Raw genomic sequence first — 1,761 nt, forward strand, 5'->3', positions numbered from 1 at the left:
TTTAAATTTAGCCTTGCGTTTGCGAAGCTTCGCGCGCGCGGGGTTGCGCTTGTAGCATTGAGCGCCGAGAATTGCGCGTCTATCGTAATGCCTTGTATGTCTAGCGCGCGCTCTCAAGCCCAGTATTGGCGATTATATACGGCGCCGTAAATTTAATCGCAGCTCGCGATCTAAGCCGCCCAGAGGAGCTTGCGCGTACGATAACTGCGTAAAGCGAGCTACCACAAAAGCGGACGGCGTAGGGGCTTAGCAGGGCTGCGATACCCTGCGATACGACATGATTAAGCCTTGGCTGTATTACGACTGCGCCGTGCCCGCGCCGCGTTAAATTTTATCGCGTGTCGCGACGGTGATTGCGGCGTAGGTTTGGCATCGCGTACCGTGCCTGTGAGTGCGTCAAAGTTTTGTTATAATGCGCACGCAAACTGCTCGCGGATTTAATATCGCCCGCCGTGCGCTTTGATTTGCAAAGCGTATGTCGCACCGAAGCGCCTTGCGTAGCACGAGATTCGTAAAGAGCGCGCATAACTTTGCGCCGTTCGAGCAAGCGCAAGTCGCGTAAATAAAATTCTATGAAATTTAGAAGTTTTAAATTCCAAATTTCATAGAATTTTGCGAAACGCAAATTTTAAAATTCCATAGAATTTTGGAATTTCGGAAAGGAAAGAGATGGATTATCTTTGCGCCCCTTGGCGAAGCGAGTATTTTACCGAAAAAAGAAGCGGCTGTCCCTTTTGCGACGCGGCGGCGGATGCGGCGTTTGACGATCGCAATGGCGTGCTTTTTCGCGCGCAGCACTGCTTTGGGGTGATGAACCTCTACCCCTACAGCCCGGGCGCATTTATGGTCATACCCTACGAGCACGTCGATAATATCGAGTGCCTTAGCGATGATGCGTGGGCGGAGATGAGCCGCTACGTGCGCGCCGGAGTGGGGATATTAAAGCGCACTCTGGGCGCAAACGGCGTAAATATCGGCATGAACCTCGGCGCCGCCGCGGGTGCGGGCATAGCCGAGCACGTGCACTATCATCTCGTGCCGCGGTGGCAGCGCGATACGAATTTCATCACGACGATCGCAAACGTCCGCGTAAACGGCGTTTCGTTCGCCCCGCTTTTTGAGAAGCTAAAAGCTGCTTACGCGGAGATTAAAATTTAAATTTGGAGGATTGAGATGATTTTATTTACAGCGGTAGAAAAGAACGGGAAAAAAGGCATTATAAATCAAACCGACAAAGAGATCGCTCCTTGTATTTATGATGAAATCAAAGACTTTCGCGAAGGCTTAGCCTATGTCGGAAAAGACGGTAAATATGGCTATATAGACAAAACCGGCAAAGAGATCGCTCCTTGTATTTATAATGAAGTCGAATACTTTCGCGAAGGCTTAGCTCGAGTCGAAAAATACTTTAAATGTGGCTATATAGACAAAACCGGCAAAGAGATCGCTCCTTGTATTTATGATAGTGCTCAGGACTTTTGCGAAGGCTTAGCTCGAGTCGAAAAAGACGGTAAATATGGCTATATAGACAAAACCGGTAAAGAAGTCATCCCTTGTATGTATGATGACGCTTGGGACTTCCGCGAAGGCTTAGCTTGGGTCAAAAAAGACGGTAAATATGGCTATATAGATAAAACCGGCAAAGAAGTTATTTCTTGTATTTATGACAAAATATGGTTTTTAGCCGATACCCTGTCTGGCATATACGATCAAGTCATATATTATAAAGGATATGTTAAAGTCAAAAAAGACGGCAAATGG

The 1,761-nt window shown here is 47.7% G+C and carries 2 protein-coding genes; both read left to right on the forward strand.

Going from position 1 to position 1,761, the window contains the following annotated elements; translation table 11 throughout:
- The first annotated feature begins 669 nt into the window (after positions 1–669).
- The gene (locus Q0236_RS10205) at positions 670–1,158 is read left to right on the forward strand and encodes an HIT domain-containing protein (RefSeq protein WP_297917433.1); all 489 of its coding nucleotides are present in this window, start codon (positions 670–672) and stop codon (positions 1,156–1,158) included.
- 15 nt (positions 1,159–1,173) lie between these two features.
- Positions 1,174–1,761, forward strand: a 588-nt coding sequence (locus Q0236_RS10210) for a WG repeat-containing protein (RefSeq protein ID WP_297917436.1), incomplete at its 3' end; no start/stop codon positions are given.

The sequence above is a fragment of the uncultured Campylobacter sp. genome (genome assembly GCF_938031315.1).
Taxonomy (GTDB): domain Bacteria; phylum Campylobacterota; class Campylobacteria; order Campylobacterales; family Campylobacteraceae; genus Campylobacter_B.

Bases quoted from the DNA above. Each gene is read 5' to 3' on its own strand.
- Q0236_RS10205 (WP_297917433.1), top strand. From the start codon at position 670: ATGGATTATCTTTGCGCCCCTTGGCGAAGCGAGTATTTTACCGAAAAA.